Consider the following 15,809-nt stretch of genomic DNA (forward strand, 5'->3'; position numbering starts at 1 on the left):
CGGGGGTCAGCCGAACCACGCTTGGGTGGACAGTTCCGGGCGGGCTCCATGAAGGGTGCGGCCGAGGACGATCGCACTGGAGATGAGTCCGACGTGGCTGAGCCCTTGGGGGAAGTTGCCGAGGAAGATCCCTGTGGCCGGATCGATCTGCTCGGGCAGCAGCCCCAGATCGTTCGCGTAGGAGCACAGCCGGTCGAAAAGCTCGTGGGCCTCCTCGACGCGGCCTTGTCCGACCAGGTTGTCCACCAGCCAGAAACTGCACAGCACGAACGCGCCTTCCGGCTGCCCGATGCCGTCGGGCGAGCGCTCGGGGAGGTAGCGGTAGAGCAGTCCGTTGCCGGCTCCGAGCCGGTCGGAGATGGCGCGGGTGGTGGCGACCATGCGCGGGTGGTCGGCGGGCACCACGCGCCGCAGGGGGAGGGCCAGCAACGAGCTGTCGAGGGCCCCGCCCACTCCCAGATGCTCGGTCAGCGCCCCGACTTCGTCGTCCCACGCCGCGTGCAGGATGTGTTCCGTCAGACGACGCGCCTCTTTGGCCCACGTATCGGCCTCTCCCGGCAGGTCGAGGCGGCGTGAGAGGCGGGCGGCGCGGTCGAGGGCGACTTGGCACATGGCGGCGGAGTAAGTGAAGGGCCGACCTGGTGTGCGCACCTCCCAGATACCGTGATCGGGCGTGTTCCACGCGGTGCGTGCCTTGTGCGCGAGGCCGGCCAGACGCTGCCAGAGCTCGGGGGCCAGAGTGCCGCCGGTCGCCGACCACTGGAAGGCACAGTCGAGGATCTCGCCGTAGACGTCGTGCTGGATCTGTCCCGAGGCGGCGTTTCCCCAGCGCACCGGGGCGGAGGCGCGGTATCCCGCCAGCTCCGGGTCGATCGTCTCGGGAGCGGGGGCGCGGCCGTCGACGTCGTACAGGACACGTGGCCGGTCCTGCCACTGCGCGGTGTCCAGCGCCCAGCGCAGGAAACGCCCCGCTTCCTGCGGCAGCCCGATGCGGCGCAGCGCGAACACCGTGTAGGCCGCGTCCCGGATCCAGGTGTAGCGGTAATCCCAGTTGCGGGTGCCGTTGATGCATTCGGGCAGGGAGGAGGTGGGGGCCGCGACGATGGCCCCGTTGTCCATGTGGTCCAGCAGTTTCAGGGTGATCGCGGAGCGGCGTACCAGCGGGAGCTGCGGTACCGCTGTCACGACGCGGGCCGACCAGCGCCGCCATACCCGCTCGGTCTGTGCCAGGGCTGTCCGCACGTCGTCATGCGGGCCGGGGCCGAAGGGTTTCTCCCAGTCAAGGGTGAGCGAAAGCTGCTCCCCGGCCCGCATGTGGAGGGTGCTGTCGCCGCCCGTCAGGGGGTGGGAGCAGGTGAGGCCGAGAGAGAGTCGCTGCCGCGTGCAGTCGACCGTCCACCTGTACGGTCCGCCGGTGAGATGTGCTCCTCCGCGGGGACGCAGCGTGACGTCCAGATCTACTTCGCCGCGGGTGACGCGAGCGGTGCGCAGCAGCCCTCCCGCTCCGGGCCGGCCACTGTTTTCGAGCCGCGCCGCGGGGTGCAGCGCGAAGGCGTCGGTCAGTTCCACGGTGCCGGTGGGTGTGCGCATGTGGGTGAGGAGGACCGCGGTGTCCTCCGCGTACCGCTGGAGGCTGTGCCGGAGGTCTTGCGGGGCGACGAGGAAGTGGCCGCCGCGGTGCCGGTCGAGCAGCGCGCAGAACAGCGGTGGGGAGTCGAAGCGTGGTACGCACATGAAGGTGATCGCACCGTCGTGCCCGACCAGGGCGGAGCCGCGGCCGTCACCGATCAGGCCATGCTCGGCGATGGGCAGGTAACCGTCGTGCCTGTTCACCGGCCTCCATTCACCTGCGGCCATGGTCGGCTCTCCCTCGGAACTCTGTAGCGACGGGACAGAGACGTCCGGTGTCCGGTGTGTCGAGGCCGTGCGTCTACGGCGTACGTAAGGGGGATACCCACATGAATTGCCACGAATGCACCTGGCGCGCACCGCTTCCCGCCAGGTGGCGCGCTGCATGGTTTCCGCGCCCCACCGCGCGGGTGGGCAGGCGCAGTCCAGCAAACGGCCGTTGGCTCCCAAGACACCCGGCGTCACCCTCGCCGCCCCCTCCCCCCGGCATGGGCGTCAGCTTGACTGCCGCTTGCCTCTAAGCGGCCGGAACTCGCACAGCGGCCAGCACCGGCAGGTGATCCGTGGCCGCGCGCAGATCCTCTTCGCGAATCCCGGGGAGGCCCATCGGCACTCCGCACCCCAGCACCCGCACCCCCGGTGTGGCGAAGACGGCGTCGATGCGTTGCAGCGGATCGCCCAGCCGGGTGGTGTGCTCCCGCCCCCACGGTTTCGTCGCCCAGCCGTCTTGGAGGGCGTTGCTGAGCAGGCCGAACGTACGGCCGTCGGGTCGGTCGTTGAAGTCGCCCCCGACGACGGCGTGCGGCTCCGCGAGAGCGGACAGCCGCTCCAGAAGCAGCTCCCCCTGCGTGTAGCGCTCCCGGTCGTCGATGCTCAGGTGACAGCTCAGGACCCCGAGCCGGGCCCGGCCGAACCGCAGCACGGCGGTGGAGAAGCCACGCTGGTGCAGCCCCGGGGTGCGGGGCAGCAGGATGTCTTCGGTGCGTTCCACGTGGGCACGGAGCGAGGAGAGGATCATCGGGCCGGAGGCGGTGGCGCCGCCCGCGACGTACACGAGACCGCTGGTCCGAGCGAGACGGGTGGCGGCCTTTCGCCAGCGGAAGAACCGTGGCGCCTCCTGAACGCAGACGACATCGGGACGGCAGGCCCGGATCACCCGAGCGAGGGCGGTGACGTCGTCCCGCATGGAGCGGACGTTGTAGCTGAGCACACGCACGACCGCGCATCCGTCTCGGTCCGTCGTCGAATCGGGCAAATCCCGCACGCTACTCCTCTCGTGGACTTCGTGGGCTCCCGGGGCATGCTCTCACCCCCGCTCAGGTGCACACAGCTGCCGAGCAGCTCGCATCCGCCCTGCCCGCCGGAACCACGGGACAGGTGGACCTGGTGCGCAGGATCGACGTCCGCGGCGACCTCGCCCGTGTCAAGGCGCCGACCCTCGCCATCGTCACCACCGCGGACCCCCTCGTCTCCCCGGCCCTTCCGCTGACCGAGGGCTGACCTGAATCGGGACGCAGGGCGGGGGGGCTCGGGACGGGTGCCGAACTGGCGGTGCCTACCGAAAGGTGTGAGGTCGCACGCTCCGCCTCTTGATGTGACCCCGTCACCTGTGCGTGAAATAGGTCCGGACCAATGCCGTCGAGTGGAAGGCAGCCCCGTGCGACGGACCTCCCAGCTGTCCACCCCCCTGGCCCTGGTGGCCCTCGTCGCCGCGCTGAGCGGCTGCGCGTGGGGAGGCCAGGGTGACCGGCAGGACACGCGGCCGCCCGCGGCGCCCCGCGGCCTCACCGTCCAGGCGGGCAGCGCCACCACCGCCCACGTCATGTGGAACCAGGCCACCGACGACACCGAGGTCACCGGCTACGCGGTGTACCGCGACGCCAAGAAGGTCAAGGACGTGCCGGGCGGGCGGCACATGGTGGACATCACCGGCCTGAAGCCGTCGACCACGTACGCCTTCACCGTGCGCGCCCGCGACGCCGAGGGGAACCTCAGCGAGGACAGCAGGAGACTGTCCGTCACGACGCCCGCCGCGGCCGCCGCCGACCACGAGCCGCCGACCCGGCCCGCACGGCTGCGGGGCGAGGCCGAGGGGAGCCGGTCGGCCATGCTGTCCTGGCGGAAGTCGAGAGACAACCGGGCCGTGGCCTCGTACGAGATCTATCAGGGCTCCTCGAAGATCCACAGTGTGGGCGGCGGGCAGACCACGACGCTGGTGACCGGGTTGCGGCCGGACACCGACTACACGTTCACGGTCAAGGCGCGTGACGCCGCCGACAACTTCTCGCCCGCGAGCCCGGCGGTCCGCCTGACGACCGCCGCGGGCAAGGACTCCGGGCGCGGCACGGCGCCCACCGCCTTCCGCGCCGGCACGCACCGCGCGGACGGCGCGTACTACATCGACCTGGCCTGGACGCCGCCGCGGACGGGTGGCGCGGTGACGGAATATCAGATCCAGCTGGACGGCCGCACCGCCACCTCGCTCGTCTTCGGCGGTACGGCACCCGAAGGCCCCGACGCCAGGGCCAGGCACAGCTTCTACATCGGCAGGAAGGCGGCGGAACGGCACGAGGTGCGCATCCGCCCGAAGCTGCCGGACGGGACGTGGGGCGCCTACTCCCCCACGCGGACGGTCACCACGGGCTGACGCGGGCTCAGTCCCGTCGGCGCGCGGCGGCCGCCCGTTCGGTCAGCAGGGCCGCCGCGCGCCGGCACCAGTCGCGGGACTCGCGTTCGAAGGCGAGACCGCGCAGGCAGGTGAGGTAGGGGCCGACGCGCTCGCCGGTACGCAGGAAGGTGTCCTCGTCCGCGCCGCCGCGCAGCTTCACCAGCAGCTTTTCGAGGACCTCGATCTTGGCGTCGGCCACTTCGGCGCGTTCGGTGAGCTGGCCGATCACCGGCGCGGCGTCGACGCCGTCCACGGCCTGCACCTTGACCAGTAGGTCGTCGCGGATGAAGGACGGCTTGGCGGAGCGCGCGGCGAACCGCTCCATCTCGGCGAGGCCTTCGTCGGTGACGCGGAACAGCCGCTTGTTCGGGCGGCCCTCCTGGACGACCTCCCGGCCGGTGACCAGGCCCTCCGTCTCCAGCTTGGCGAGTTCGGCGTAGAGCTGCTGGGGCAGCGCGTGCCAGAAATTGGCCACACCGACGTCGAAGCCCTTGGCCAGCTGATAGCCGCTGTACTCGCCGTCCAGCAGTGCCGCCAGCACCGCGTGCCGCAGAGCCATCGCCCGATCCCCTTCCCTTCCACCACCTCGCCACTCATCATAGTCATGGATATGACCAGTCAGATCCATGACTAGCCGCACCCCATAACTAGCCGCTTCCATGACTAGCCATATCCATGACTATGTATGTCGGCTTTATGCCGACATCATGACCATGCCGCCGTGATCTCGTGCCGTGCGCCTCCGGGAGGACCCTCATGCACCCCACCGCCGAACGATTCCGCTCCGTCGTCGAACAGCGTGACCTCGACGCCCTGACGGATCTGTTCACTCCGGACATCCGCTTCTACAGCCCCGTGAAGTTCGTGCCCTTCGAGGGCCGGGCGATGGTGCTCGGGCTCTTCGGCGTCCTGCTACGCACGTTCGAGGACTTCCGGTACGTCGGGTCGTACGCCGGACAGGCGCGGACCAGCACCGACGGCGACGAGGCCGAGTCGGCCGTCCTCCTCTTCCGGACGACCGTGAACGGCAAGGAGATCCACGGCATCGACCTGCTGCACTTCGACGAGGAGGGCCGGATCAAGGAGTTCACCGTGATGGTGCGCCCGCAGTCCGCCGTCCAGGCCCTCGGGCAGGCCGTGTACGAGGGTCTGGTCGCCGACGGGCTCGTCCCCGCTCCCCGGTGAGGCGCCCCGTGGGCGGGTGACGGGCGGTCAGCTCTGCGCGCGGTCGGCTCTGCGCCGGACGAAGGATTCCGTCACCTGCCCGGAGGCAGTCCGCATGCGGTATGCGCCCGCGGCACGTTGGCTCTTCGTCAGGTAGCACGGGCGTTCCCCGACTCGCGGCGGCGCATGGGTTGTACCGCCTCCCGTGCCACCGGAGGGCAGACTCATGCGTACCAATCAGATATATGTCCGTGCCGGCCTGACCGTTTCCGCGGCCGCGCTCCCACTGGCGCTGGCCGCGCCGGCGGCGTTCGCGGGCGGCGGGATCTCCGTGACCGCCACCGGCTCCACCGTCCGGGTCACCACCGCCGCGTGCGCGGGCGGCGGTACGGCCTCGCTGATGGACGCCGCGAACGCGAGCTTCGCCGGCGGTCGACAGGTGCAGCTGACGAACGGCAGCGGCACCTGGCGGAATGTCAGTGCCGGCACCTACACCGTTCTGGTCGCCTGTCAGGACGGCTCGCAGGCCGGACCTCAGACCGTCACCGTCGGCAGCATGCCGACGGCGTCCTCGACGGCCGCGCCCTCGCGCGGTGTCCGTGGGGGGCTCGGGGGCGGTGCGGAGGACCGGGGCGCGCTCACGCTCATGACCGGCGGGGTCCTCGTGGCCACGGCGGCCGCGGGCGGCGGCGTCTGGTACCTGCGGCGGCGCGCCGCGGGCAACCGGGCCTGACCGACGACCCGGCACCGCCCGGCCACGGCGCCACCACCGGCTGCCGCTCCCCCACCCTCGCGGTGGGTGGGCGGCAGCCGCCGTGTTCTGCGCCGCTTCCCGGCGGCACCCTTGCCGCGTCGCGCCCGTCCCGGTGGGCCGCCCTTACCGTCCTCCCAGCCGACAGGGAGGGCGCGCTCATGCCACGACCGCTCAGCGTTCGTTCAGCTCTACTCCGTGCGCGACCGGCTCACCACCGACCGCGAGGGGACGCTGCGCCGCCTTGCGGACCTCGGATACGGGGCGGTGGAGCCGTACGACGTGCTCGCCGACCCCGAGGAGCTGCGGGAGAGCCTCGACGGGCTCGGACTGACCGTGACCGGCGCGCACGTCGTCCAGCTGCTCGGCCCGGAGCAGGGCCCGGTCCTCGACGCGGTGGCCACGCTCGGTACCGACCTCGCGATCGTGCCCGCGGGCATCCCCGGATCGGGGCCCCGGAATGCCGCGCCCGGCCGCCCCGGACCGAAACCGGCGAAGGGCGACACCCGGCAACCCGAACGGGACCTGCGGAAGGCGACGCTCGGCTGATACGGGACCGCCCTCAGAAGGCGACGCTCGGCGGACCCGGGCCGGGGCCCCATAACGCCGCACCGAACCAAGACCCGCAGAAAGCGATACCCCGATGGCCCGGACCGGGGCCCGGAAGGCGATGCCCGGCCGATTCAGGCCCAGACCCAGACCCAGACCCAGACGCAGCCTCCGCCCCAGCCTCACCCCCGCCCCGCAGCAGACAACGCGCGCGTGCCGCCCGGGCCAGGAGGCACGGGAAGGCGACGCGCTCGGGCGGGGCTACGGCGCTTCCAGTTCGTCGAGCGCGCGTGTGAGCCACTGCGTCCAGAACGTCTCCAGGTCGATGCCCGCGCGCAGCACGACATGGCGCAGGCGGTCCTCGATCGCGTCCTTCCCCGGCGGGAAGTCACGCCGCTCGATGTCCTCGTACTCCGCCAACTGCCGCCGGTGGAGGTCGAGATGGCGGTGCAGTTCCTCCTGGATGCCCTCGGTGCCGACGACCGCGGCGGCGCGCAGGCGCAGCAGCAGGGTGTCGCGCATCGGCTTCGGGTCCTGGCGCGCCGCGGTCCAGCGGGACAGTTCGGCGCGGCCCGCGGGCAGGACTTCGTACTCCTTCTTCTGTCCGCGCGTCGCCCCCTGCCGCGGCAGCGCGCGGATGGCCCCCTCTCGCTCCAGCCTGCCCAGTTCGCGGTAGATCTGCTGGTGCGTCGCCGACCAGAAGTAGCCGATCGACTTGTCGAACCTGCGGGTCAGTTCGAGCCCCGACGACGGCTTCTCCAGGAGGGCGGTGAGGATCGCGTGCGGGAGTGACATGGGGCCATCCTAGGGATGGGTCACAGCGCGGCGGCCAGCTCCGTGCCCTGCTTGATGGCGCGCTTGGCGTCCAGCTCGGCGGCGACATCGGCGCCCCCGATGAGGTGCACGCTGCGCCCGGCGGCGAGCAGCTCCTCGTACAGGCCGCGGCGCGGTTCCTGGCCGGTGCACAGGACGACGGTGTCGACGGGGATGACGGAGGAGACGCCGTCGACGGTGACGTGCAGGCCCGCGTCGTCGATGAGGTCGTAGCTCGCGCCCGCGACCATCGTGACGCCGCGGTGGCGCAGTTCGGTGCGGTGGATCCAGCCGGTGGTCTTGCCGAGGCCCTGGCCGACCTTGGACGCCTTGCGCTGGAGGAGGTGGACGGTGCGCGGCGGGGCGGGCCGTTCGGGCCGGGTCAGGCCGCCGCGTTCGCGGTAGTCCATGTCGACGCCCCACTGGCGGAAGTACGTCGCCGGGTCCAGGCTCGCCTTCTCGCCGCCGTCGGTGAGGTACTCGGCGACGTCGAAACCGATGCCGCCCGCGCCGATGATCGCGACCCGCTCCCCCACGGGCGCGCCGTCGCGCAGCACGTCGAGGTAGCCGACGACGCTCGGGTGGTCGATGCCGGGGATCTCGGGGGTGCGGGGGGCCACGCCGGTGGCGACGACGACTTCGTCGTACGCGGCGTCGGCCAGCTCCTCTGCGGTGACGACGGTGTTCAAGCGGACGTCCACGCCGCGCAGTCGCAGCTGGGTGCGGAAGTAGCGCAGGGTCTCGTCGAACTCTTCCTTGCCCGGGACCTTGCGGGCGACGTTGAGCTGACCGCCGATCTCGGAGGCCGCGTCGAAGAGCGTCACGTCGTGGCCGCGCTCGGCCGCCGAGACGGCGAAGGCGAGGCCGGCGGGGCCCGCGCCGACCACGGCGACGCGTTTCTTGGTGCGGGTCGGCGCGAGCACGAGTTCGGTCTCGTGGCAGGCGCGCGGGTTCACCAGGCAGGAGGTGATCTGGAGGTTGAACGTGTGGTCCAGGCAGGCCTGGTTGCAGCCGATGCAGGTGTTGATGGCCTCGGGCTGCTCGGCGCGCGCCTTGGCGACGAAGTCGGGGTCGGCGAGGAGCGGGCGGGCCAGGGAGACCATGTCGGCGGCGCCGTCGGCGAGCAACTGCTCGGCGATCTCGGGGGTGTTGATGCGGTTGGTGGTGACGAGCGGGACGGAGACCTCGCCCATGACCTTCTTGGTGACGAAGGTGTAGGCGCCGCGCGGCACGGAGGTCGCGATGGTGGGGATGCGGGCCTCGTGCCAGCCGATGCCGGTGTTGATGATCGTGGCGCCCGCGGCCTCGATCTCCTTGGCGAGGTGGATGACCTCGTCGAGGGTGGAGCCGCCGGGGATCAGGTCGAGCATGGAGAGGCGGTAGATGATGATGAAGTCGGTGCCGACGCGTTCCCGGACGCGGCGGACGATCTCGACGGGGAAGCGGATGCGGTTCTCGTAGGCGCCGCCCCAGCGGTCGGTGCGCCGGTTGGTGGGGGCCGCGATGAACTCGTTGATGAGGTAGCCCTCGGAGCCCATGACCTCGACGCCGTCGTAACCCGCGAGCTTGGCGAGCTCGGCGGCGCGGACGAAGTCCTCGATGGTCTGCTCGACCTCGTCGTCGGTGAGCGCGCGGGGCACGGAGGGGCTGATCGGCGCCTGGATGGCGCTCGGCGCGACGAGGTCGGGGTGGTAGGCGTACCGGCCGAAGTGCAGGATCTGCATCGCGATCCTGCCGCCTTCGGCGTGCACGGCCGCGGTGATGCCCGCGTGCTGCGCGGCCTCCGCCTCGGTGGTCATCTTGGCGCCGCCGGGGTAGGGGCGGCCCGCGTCGTTCGGGGCGATGCCGCCGGTGACGATGAGGCCGACGCCGCCGCGGGCACGGGCCGCGTAGAAGGCCGCCATCCGCTCGAAGCCGTTCGGGGCCTCTTCCAGGCCCACGTGCATGGAGCCCATCAGGACCCGGTTGGGCAGGGTGGTGAAGCCCAGGTCGAGCGGGTTCAGCAGGTTCGGGTAACGGCTCATGCGGGCGGCCCTCCGTACGCGGTGTCTACAGGACAGTTGTAGACGACGCGCGAAGCGTTGTGCAACTAGTTGCATAAAGCGTGAGGGGAGTCTCATGGGGGCGCGTTCCGGTCCAGCGACAGCGCGTCGTTCATCACCGGCAGCGTGTTCGCCACCGATGGCGGCTGGCCGGCCGCTGGCGGCATCGACCTCCAGGATGATTCCGCGGGTCGAACAACCAGAGGCGAACCCCCGCCGGTAGCCGCAAGCCTCCCCTGCTGCCCGCAGAACGCGGGGCGACGCGGGACGCGGGAGGCGGGGCGACGCGGGAGGCGGGGGGCGCAAGCGCCATGTCCGAATCCCGCCAGCCGCCGTCCCGCGCGCGCCGCAGACTGGAGATCGGTCAAGAACGCCGGAGGAGAGTCCCATGACCGTCTACACGACGATCGACAGCCCGTTGGGCGCGCTGCTGCTGGTCGGCGAGGCCTCGGGCACCGCCAAGGGCGGCACCGCGCTCGCCTCCCTGTCCATGCCGGGCCAGAAGGGCGCCGCCGCCGTCCTGGACGGCTGGGTCCGTGACGACGAGGCATTCACGGTGATCACCGCGCAGCTGCGCTCGTACTTCGCCGGAAGCCTGACCCGCTTCGACATCGAGTACGCCGCCGGAGCGGGCACCGCCTTCCAGCGCAAGGTCTGGGACGCCTTGGACGCCCTCCCCTACGGCACCACGACCACCTACGGACGCCTCGCCGAACAGCTCGGCCTCTCCCGCGCCGCCGTGCGTGCCCTGGGCACGGCCATCGGGCGCAATCCACTGCTCGTCGTACGCCCCTGCCACCGGGTGATCGGCGCCGATGGCTCCCTCACCGGTTACGCGGGCGGCCTGGAGCGCAAGCGGCTCCTCCTCGACCTGGAGGCGGCGTGACCACACCACGCGCGGTCACGTCAGCGGCGAACACGGCGGACCGGACCGTGCTCGCCGCCGAGCTGGACACGCACGGCTGCGCGCTCACCCCGCGCCCCGTCGTCCCCGCCGAGTGCCGCTGATCGCGGGGCTCTACGACGACCCGGACCTGTTCCGCTCCACGGTCGACGTGGCGCGGCCTGGAACCGTGCCCTATCCGGCGGATGGGGGGCCGGGGCATGGGGAAATCCCCCCAGTTGATCAACCGGCTCGCCGGATGGCCCCGGGGCGGACCGATCGGGGATCGTCGGTTCTCTGACGCAAGGCGCGTACAGGGAACAGGGAGACGAAGACCGTGCGACACAGGAGTTCCAAGGCCGCGACGGCAGCCGTGGCACTGGCCCTCGCCGGAGGCGCGATCGCACCCGCCTCAGCGACTCAAGCGACTCAAGCGACTCGACAGCCTGCCTCCGTCGACGGCTTCTGGCGCGTGGAGGGCTACGGCACCGTCCTGTCGATCGAGGACGGACGCCTACAGGAGTACCAGACGACGCAGATCAGCTGTCTGAAGGGCGACTCCGCGCAGCAGACGGCACCGGGCGAGTACCGCACCGCCGACGCGACGATCCTCACCGTCCGGCCGAAAGGCGCCCTGCATGTGTCCGGATCAGCGGGCGACCGGAAGCTGAGGCGCATCGCGGAGCTTCCCGAAACCTGCCGCCGCGACCGCCCGATGCCCACGGATCCCGTGACGGCGTTCGACGTCTTCTGGCAGTCCTTCGAGGAGAACTACCCCTTCTTCGCCGCCAAGGGCATCGACTGGCACTCCGTACGGGACACGTACCGGCCCAAGGTGCACGCCGACACGACAAGGGCCGAACTCTTCGCCGTCTTCAGCGAGATGGTCGAGCCGCTGTACGACGCACATGTCACCGTCTTCGACGGCGAGCGCAGGTTCTACCAGGTCCGCCCGGGGACGACCGTGCCCGGCGCGGAGCTGGACACCAAGGTGAAGAACCACATCGTGCGGCGCGACCTCAAGGGCGAGAAGCCGCGGGAATTCGCCAACGGCCGGATCAGCTACGCGGATCTGCCCGGCAGGCAGGGCTATCTGCGCGTCTCCGGATTCGCCGCCTACAACACCGAGGACTCCTCGTACGCCGCTCAGCTCGCCGAGCTCGACAAGGCCCTGGACACCGTTCTCACCCCTGAGCGCACGGCCTCCCTCAAGGGACTGATCATCGACCTGCGGATCAACGGCGGTGGCTCCGACGCCCTCGGCCTGCACATCGCCGAGCGCCTCACCGACACCCCGTACCTCGCCTACCGCAAGCGCACCCAGTACACCCGCCCGCAGCCCGTCGTCGTGCGGCCCGCCAAGGACACCCCCCGCTACACCGGTCCGGTCGCCGTCCTGACGGGTGGTTCGACGGTCAGCGCGGGCGAGACCTTCACCCAGGCCCTCATGGAACGGCCGGGCAGGACGGTCCGCATCGGGGAGCCCACGCAGGGCGTCTTCTCGGACGTCCTGGACCGGCGCCTCCCCAACGACATGGCGGTCTGGCTCCCGAACGAGGAGTTCCTGACCCGCTCGGGCCGAACCTTCGACGGCACCGGGATCCCGCCGCACCTGCGTACGCCGGTCTTCACCGAGGAGGAGTTCGAGAAGCACCGCGACTCGGCCTTCGACAAGGCGGTCGCGGTGCTCCGGGACTAGAGCTATAGGGTTCGCCCGGGGGTGGCCATGACCGATCGCGGCTGGTACGAAGACAACGAATACCGCGACCGCAAGTACCACGACAGCGAGTACCGCGACATAGTCCAACGGGCCGAAAAAGCAACCCGGTTCGCCTGGACGGCGATTGCCTGGACGGCGATTGCCGGGACGGCGATTGCCGGGACGGCAGGAGCGCTGGGCTGCGCACTGATCGTCCTGGTCGCGCTCTGCGTCGTCGCGGGCGTGGCGTGTCTCTACCTCGTCACGGCAGCGAGCGGGTGGGCCACACCGCTTCACCGCGGTCTTCCGCGCGCCACCGCCCCCTCACACGCCGTCATCCGCCAGACCGCTCACGCGCAGGGTCACGTTCAGCCGTCCCGTCAGGCCCAGCTCCGGCGGGGCCGTGCCGGGGAGGATCCGGGGCACGCCGTGGTGGGCCAGGCGTGACGGGCCGCCGAAGACGACCAGGTCGCCGCTGCGCAACTCGACGTCCGTATACGGCTTCGTACGCGTCCGCGTGTTGCCGAAACGGAACACACACGTGTCGCCGAGGCTCAGCGACACCACCGGGGCGGACGACTTCTCGTCGCTGTCGCGGTGCATGCCCATGCGGGCGTCGGCGTCGTAGAAGTTGACGAGCGCGATGTCATACGTGTCTTCGGCGGCGTGCCCCGCCGCTTCGGCCGCCGCACCGCCCAGCGCGGCGAGCCACGGCGGCATCGCCTTGACCGGCGCGCCGTCCCCGTCGACGACGGTGCGCGCATACCCGTAGGGGTACCAGTGCCAGCCGAGACAGAACTGCCGCGCGGTCATGGTCCCGCCGCCCGGCGTCCTGACCAGCCGCAGCCCGGCCGGCGGCCTCGCCCATTCCCGGCACGCCTCGACGAGCCGCAGCTGCTCCCGCGGCGGCAGCCAGTCCGGCACATGCACGGCGCCGGGGGCGAGCTCCGTACGGGCCCGCGGGAACAGCTCGGGGGAGAACAGCTCGGCGGAGAACGAGTCGGCGGAGAACCACTCACCGTCCGGCGGCATCGGGCCATGTCCAGTCGGCGACCTCGGGCAGGTCGGTGCCGTGCTCGCGGATCCACGCGTGGTGGCGGGTGCGGGCGTCGGTCATCGCCTGCCGCACGGCCGTGGCGCGCACGCCCAGGCCCGGGACACGGTCGATGACGTCCATGACGAGGCGGTAGCGGTCGAGGTCGTTGCGGACGACCATGTCGAAGGGCGTGGTCGTCGTGCCCGCCTCCTTGTAGCCGCGTACATGCAGGTTGTCGTGCCCGGTGCGGCGGTACGCGAGGCGGTGGATCAGCCACGGATAGCCGTGGTAGGCGAAGATCACCGGCCGGTCCCGGGTGAAGAGCGCGTCGAACTCGGAGTCGGGCATGCCGTGCGGGTGTTCCGCACGGGGCATGAGGCGGGCGATGTCGACGACGTTGACGACGCGGACGGCAAGCTCGGGCAGGAATTCGCGCAGCAGGCCCGCCGCGGCGAGGACCTCCTGCGTGGGGACGTCGCCCGCGCAGGCCAGGACCACGTCGGGTTCGCGCGTGCCGTCGTCCGTGCCCGCCCACTCCCACACGCCGGCGCCGCGCGCGCAGTGGGCGCGGGCCTCGTCGAGGGTGAGCCAGTCGAAGCAGGGCTGCTTCCCGGCGACGACCACGTTGACGTAGTCGCGGCTGCCGAGGACGTGTTCGGTCACCGACAGGAGGGTGTTGGCGTCCGGCGGCAGATAGACGCGTACGACGTCGGGGCTCTTGTTGAGCACGTGGTCCACGAAGCCGGGGTCCTGGTGTGAGAAACCGTTGTGGTCCTGGCGCCACACGTGTGAGGTGAGGAGGTAGTTGAGGGACGGCACGGGCGCGCGCCACGGCAGGGAGCGCGAGGTCTTCAGCCACTTGATGTGCTGGTTGACCATCGAGTCGACGATGTGGACGAACGCTTCGTAACAGGAGAAGAGGCCGTGCCGGCCGGTGAGGGTGTAGCCCTCCAGCCAGCCCTGGCAGAGGTGTTCGGAGAGGACCTCCATGACGCGGCCGTCGCGGGCCAGGTGTTCGTCGGTGTCGAGGGTCCGCTCCTGCCAGGCCTTGCCGGTGGCGCCGAAGAGCGCGCCGAGGCGGTTGGACTCGGTCTCGTCCGGGCCCACGACACGGAAGTCGCGCCGCCGCGCGGTGTCGGCCATGACGCGGGCGAGCAGGGCGCCCGTGACCCGGGTCGGCTCGTGCACGCTGGTGCCGGGCCCCTCGACGGGGACGGCGAAGTCCTCCAGCGGCGGCAGGGGCAGCGCCCGGCTGAGCAGGCCGCCGTTGGCGTGTCGCGTGGCGCCGAGCCTGCGCTCGCCCTCGGGTACGCAGGTCAGGACGTCGGCGGTGGGGGCGCCCTCCGCGTCGAAGAGTTCCTCGGGGCGGTAGGAGCGCAGCCACTGCTCCAACTGCCGCAGGTGGTCCGGGTTCTCGCGTACTCCGGAGAGCGGCACCTGGTGGGAGCGCCAGGTGTTCTCGACCGGCTCCCCGTCCACAGCCCGCGGCCCCGTCCAGCCCTTGGGCGTGCGCAGGACGACGACGGGCCAGCGCGCACGGTGGTGAGCGCCGCCGCCGCGGGCGGCGCGCTGGATGGCGGCGATGCGGTCGAGGGCCTGGTCCAGGGTGTCGGCCATGGCCTGGTGGACCTGGAACGGGTCGTCCCCGGTGACGTACAGCGGATCGTGGCCGTAGCCCTTGAGCAGGGCGTCCAGTTCGGCGTCGGGGAGCCGGGCGAGCAGCGTCGGGTTGGCGATCTTGTAGCCGTTGAGGTGGAGGATCGGCAGGACGGCGCCGTCGTGCACGGGGTCGAGGTACTTGTTGGAGTGCCACGAGCCGGCCAGCGGCCCGGTCTCCGCCTCGCCGTCCCCGATCACGCAGGCCACGACGAGGTCCGGGTTGTCGAAGGCGGCTCCGTAGGCGTGGGCGAGGGAGTAGCCCAGTTCGCCGCCCTCGTGGATCGAGCCGGGCGTCTCGGGCGCTACGTGGCTGGGGACGCCGCCGGGGAACGAGAACTGGCGGAACAGCCGCGCCATGCCCTCCGCGTCCCGCGTCACGGCCGGGTACGTCTGGGTGTAGCTGCCCTCCAGCCAGGAGTTGGCGAGGACCGCCGGGCCGCCGTGGCCGGGTCCCCACACGCACAGCGCGTCCAGGTCCCGCTCCTTGATGACGCGGTTGAGGTGCGTGTGGACGAGGTTGAGGCCGGGTGAGGTGCCCCAGTGGCCGAGGAGGCGCGGCTTGATGTGCTCGGGTCGCAGCGGCTCGCTCAGCAGCGGGTTGCTCATCAGGTAGATCTGGCCGACGGCCAGGTAGTTGGCGGCACGCCAGTGGGCGTCGAGTGCCGCCAGGTCCTCCTTCGCCATGGGCGCCATGAGGTCTCCTCGCGAGGGTCGGGTGCGTGCGGCGGGACCACGGAGCAGTACGTGGCTGAAGCGCGGGTTCCACACAAGCGCCGGGTCAGTCGTCGCGGTGCGGGTCAGTCGTGGCGTGCGGTATGAGTCGTCGCGTGTCGGTCGTCGCATGCCGGGCCAGTCGCCACGTGCCGGCTCGGTCGTCGCGGTGCCGGGTCGGTCGCGGCGACCGACCGGCCCGGCG

The 15,809-nt window shown here is 71.4% G+C and carries 15 protein-coding genes; 8 read left to right on the plus strand and 7 right to left on the minus strand.

Annotated elements, in window-relative coordinates; translation table 11 throughout:
• Positions 1-6: 6 nt before the first annotated feature.
• Together ACOBQB_RS14125 and ACOBQB_RS14130 are read right to left on the minus strand one after the other, a co-directional pair.
• On the minus strand, positions 7-1,857 hold the full coding sequence (locus ACOBQB_RS14125; protein WP_423591916.1) for a glycoside hydrolase family 15 protein: 1,851 nt from the start codon (positions 1,855-1,857) through the stop codon (positions 7-9).
• Positions 1,858-2,146: 289 nt separating this feature from the next.
• Positions 2,147-2,845, minus strand: coding sequence for an endonuclease/exonuclease/phosphatase family protein (locus ACOBQB_RS14130; RefSeq protein WP_423591918.1), 699 nt, complete (start codon positions 2,843-2,845; stop codon positions 2,147-2,149).
• Between the two features lie 104 nt (positions 2,846-2,949).
• On the opposite strand from ACOBQB_RS14130, the gene ACOBQB_RS14135 reads away from it, so the two are divergent.
• Together ACOBQB_RS14135 and ACOBQB_RS14140 are read left to right on the plus strand one after the other, a co-directional pair.
• Entirely contained in the window at positions 2,950-3,129 is a 180-nt protein-coding gene (locus ACOBQB_RS14135) for a hypothetical protein (protein WP_423591920.1), read from the plus strand.
• 157 nt (positions 3,130-3,286) lie between these two features.
• Positions 3,287-4,276 (plus strand): fibronectin type III domain-containing protein, encoded by a 990-nt coding sequence (locus tag ACOBQB_RS14140; protein WP_423591922.1) that lies wholly within the window; start codon positions 3,287-3,289, stop codon positions 4,274-4,276.
• A 7-nt stretch (positions 4,277-4,283) separates the two neighbouring features.
• On the opposite strand, the gene ACOBQB_RS14145 is transcribed toward ACOBQB_RS14140, so the two are convergent.
• Positions 4,284-4,856 carry a PadR family transcriptional regulator gene (locus ACOBQB_RS14145; protein WP_423591923.1) on the minus strand — a complete coding sequence of 191 codons (573 nt, stop codon included), beginning with the start codon at positions 4,854-4,856 and terminating at the stop codon, positions 4,284-4,286.
• A gap of 197 nt (positions 4,857-5,053) precedes the next feature.
• Here ACOBQB_RS14145 and ACOBQB_RS14150 point away from each other — a divergent pair, with 197 nt between their 5' ends.
• The 3 genes from ACOBQB_RS14150 (at position 5,054) to ACOBQB_RS14160 (ending at position 6,761) form a co-directional block, all read left to right on the plus strand.
• Complete coding sequence (locus ACOBQB_RS14150) at positions 5,054-5,482, plus strand: nuclear transport factor 2 family protein (RefSeq protein ID WP_423591924.1); 429 nt, start codon at positions 5,054-5,056, stop codon at positions 5,480-5,482.
• 205 nt (positions 5,483-5,687) lie between these two features.
• Positions 5,688-6,194 (plus strand): hypothetical protein, encoded by a 507-nt coding sequence (locus ACOBQB_RS14155; RefSeq protein WP_423591926.1) that lies wholly within the window; start codon positions 5,688-5,690, stop codon positions 6,192-6,194.
• 216 nt (positions 6,195-6,410) lie between these two features.
• Entirely contained in the window at positions 6,411-6,761 is a 351-nt protein-coding gene (locus ACOBQB_RS14160; protein ID WP_423591928.1) for a hypothetical protein, read from the plus strand.
• A gap of 261 nt (positions 6,762-7,022) precedes the next feature.
• Here ACOBQB_RS14160 and ACOBQB_RS14165 read toward each other — a convergent pair whose 3' ends face one another.
• Positions 7,023-7,556 (minus strand): PadR family transcriptional regulator, encoded by a 534-nt coding sequence (locus ACOBQB_RS14165; protein WP_423591930.1) that lies wholly within the window; start codon positions 7,554-7,556, stop codon positions 7,023-7,025.
• A gap of 20 nt (positions 7,557-7,576) precedes the next feature.
• A complete protein-coding gene (locus ACOBQB_RS14170; RefSeq protein WP_423591932.1) occupies positions 7,577-9,598 on the minus strand; it encodes an FAD-dependent oxidoreductase in 2,022 nt (673 codons plus the stop codon).
• Between the two features lie 406 nt (positions 9,599-10,004).
• Between ACOBQB_RS14170 and ACOBQB_RS14175 the strand changes: the two genes are divergently transcribed.
• From ACOBQB_RS14175 to ACOBQB_RS14185, 3 genes are all read left to right on the plus strand, one after another.
• A complete protein-coding gene (locus ACOBQB_RS14175; protein WP_423591933.1) occupies positions 10,005-10,502 on the plus strand; it encodes a methylated-DNA--[protein]-cysteine S-methyltransferase in 498 nt (165 codons plus the stop codon).
• Positions 10,499-10,624 carry a hypothetical protein gene (locus ACOBQB_RS14180; RefSeq protein ID WP_423591935.1) on the plus strand — a complete coding sequence of 42 codons (126 nt, stop codon included), beginning with the start codon at positions 10,499-10,501 and terminating at the stop codon, positions 10,622-10,624. Before ACOBQB_RS14175 ends, ACOBQB_RS14180 begins: the two co-directional genes overlap by 4 nt.
• A 212-nt stretch (positions 10,625-10,836) precedes the next feature.
• Positions 10,837-12,198 (plus strand): S41 family peptidase, encoded by a 1,362-nt coding sequence (locus tag ACOBQB_RS14185; RefSeq protein WP_423591936.1) that lies wholly within the window; start codon positions 10,837-10,839, stop codon positions 12,196-12,198.
• Positions 12,199-12,522: 324 nt separating this feature from the next.
• Here the strand turns inward: ACOBQB_RS14185 and ACOBQB_RS14190 are convergent, their stop codons facing one another.
• Together ACOBQB_RS14190 and ACOBQB_RS14195 are read right to left on the minus strand one after the other, a co-directional pair.
• Positions 12,523-13,230 carry an alpha-ketoglutarate-dependent dioxygenase AlkB family protein gene (locus tag ACOBQB_RS14190; protein WP_423591938.1) on the minus strand — a complete coding sequence of 236 codons (708 nt, stop codon included), beginning with the start codon at positions 13,228-13,230 and terminating at the stop codon, positions 12,523-12,525.
• Complete coding sequence (locus ACOBQB_RS14195; protein WP_423591939.1) at positions 13,214-15,586, minus strand: phosphoketolase family protein; 2,373 nt, start codon at positions 15,584-15,586, stop codon at positions 13,214-13,216. The genes ACOBQB_RS14190 and ACOBQB_RS14195 overlap by 17 nt, the downstream gene beginning before the upstream one ends.
• Positions 15,587-15,809: the final 223 nt, after the last annotated feature.

Source organism: Streptomyces sp. G5(2025) (assembly GCF_049542075.1).
In the GTDB taxonomy this organism is placed as follows: Bacteria; Actinomycetota; Actinomycetes; order Streptomycetales; family Streptomycetaceae; genus Streptomyces.

Coding starts and splice junctions, on each gene's coding strand:
- ACOBQB_RS14155 (WP_423591926.1), top strand. CDS start 5,688: ATGCGTACCAATCAGATATATGTCCGTGCCGGCCTGACCGTTTCCGCG.
- ACOBQB_RS14165 (WP_423591930.1), bottom strand. CDS start 7,556: ATGTCACTCCCGCACGCGATCCTCACCGCCCTCCTGGAGAAGCCGTCG.
- ACOBQB_RS14190 (WP_423591938.1), bottom strand. CDS start 13,230: ATGCCGCCGGACGGTGAGTGGTTCTCCGCCGACTCGTTCTCCGCCGAG.
- ACOBQB_RS14125 (WP_423591916.1), bottom strand. CDS start 1,857: ATGGCCGCAGGTGAATGGAGGCCGGTGAACAGGCACGACGGTTACCTG.
- ACOBQB_RS14195 (WP_423591939.1), bottom strand. CDS start 15,586: ATGGCGCCCATGGCGAAGGAGGACCTGGCGGCACTCGACGCCCACTGG.
- ACOBQB_RS14170 (WP_423591932.1), bottom strand. CDS start 9,598: ATGAGCCGTTACCCGAACCTGCTGAACCCGCTCGACCTGGGCTTCACC.
- ACOBQB_RS14150 (WP_423591924.1), top strand. CDS start 5,054: ATGCACCCCACCGCCGAACGATTCCGCTCCGTCGTCGAACAGCGTGAC.
- ACOBQB_RS14175 (WP_423591933.1), top strand. CDS start 10,005: ATGACCGTCTACACGACGATCGACAGCCCGTTGGGCGCGCTGCTGCTG.
- ACOBQB_RS14145 (WP_423591923.1), bottom strand. CDS start 4,856: ATGGCTCTGCGGCACGCGGTGCTGGCGGCACTGCTGGACGGCGAGTAC.